Here is a 1,354-nt window from a genome sequence, read left to right as displayed (position 1 = left end):
ATCGTTACAGATACTCGGGCTGCTGGCATCGAACTTAGCCTCATAGCACAGGGTCTTATCTATCGGTTTAGTGATAGAGTCCACACAACCCAGCTGGTTGGTAAGTGTGAGGGTCACATCATAGGTGGCCACATCCGGTGGATAGCTGTGTACAGGGTTTTGCAGTGTAGAACTCGTACCCTCGCCAAAGTCCCAGTGCCAGTCCGTTATCAGTGAGGTGCCGCCATTTGATAGGTCGGTAAACTGCGTGGGGTCCAGACATGTAGGTGAGCTAGCTGTAAAATCAGGCTCAGGGGGTGCATCCACTGTCACGGTATAAATATCCGTGGTCGTGCAGCCCAGAGAGTCTTCTATCTCAACGGTAGCATAATAGGTACCCGGCTGAGTGTAAACATACGATGTATTGCCAAGTGATGTTGCCATGGTATTACCATCGCCAAAGTCCCAGCGCCACTCTAAGATGGTGTCTGTGAGTGGTGCGTAGGTAGCTGTAAACACAGTTGTATCTGTCAGACATACCTGGTTGGCATCCATTATCACCGCCAGGGCATCCTGTGTGCATACATCCCTTGTTATGGTATCGGAACATCCGTTCTGATCGTTAATCACCAGGTGTACCCGATAGCAGGTGTCTGTCTGAGGGAACTGGTACTGTGGGTTTACTTCCGATGTGAAGTATCCAGGCTCTAGTTCCCATAACCAGCTTTGTATCGGCGCACCGCTGATACCGGCAAAAGAGGAATCGGTAAAATGTACCATACCTGCCGGCATGCACTGGGGTACATAGGTAAAGTTAGCAGCTGGTTTATCAAACACGATGACCGTTTTGTCAATGGTGTCTGAGCAGCCAAACTCATCGGTGACGATCAGCCGCACCGTATAGGTGCCCATATCGGTAAAGACATGGCCCGGGTTCTGAAGTGTGGAGGTATTGTATGGATCTGAAGCCGGGTCACCAAAGTCCCACAGCCAGCTATCGATATAGCTGCCGCCGGCAAGGCTCTTGTCAACAAACAGCGATGAATCGCTTATGCAGGCCTTGGTATACTCATAATCTGCCAGCGGCTTGTTGTTCACCGTTACCTCCCTTGTGATATGATTCTCACAGCCGTAGATATCGGTAATGCTTAGTGCTACATTATACACTCCCGGAGCGGTAAACACATGGGTGGGATCCTGTAGATCGGACGTACCATTAGCGCCAGAGGCCGGGTCGTCAAACTCCCAGAAGTAGCTTTGAACCTCTGATATGTTCGTTGTATCGGTATCGGTGAAGAAATACGTAATATCGGTAAAACAGCTCTGCGGGGGATCCATCGTAAAGTATAGCGCCGGCGCGGGGGTGATATCCACT

General features: G+C 50.4%; 1 protein-coding gene. It reads right to left on the bottom strand.

Annotated features, from left to right (window positions below; translation table 11 throughout):
• The coding region (locus GY843_RS13230; RefSeq protein ID WP_297310405.1) for a PKD domain-containing protein at positions 1-1,317 on the bottom strand (1,317 nt) is incomplete at its 3' end.
• Positions 1,318-1,354 lie beyond the last annotated feature (37 nt).

The organism is Neptuniibacter sp. (assembly GCF_024231755.1).
Classification (GTDB): Bacteria; Pseudomonadota; Gammaproteobacteria; order Pseudomonadales; family Balneatricaceae; genus Neptuniibacter.
This window is presented reverse-complemented; position numbering and strand designations above follow the sequence as displayed.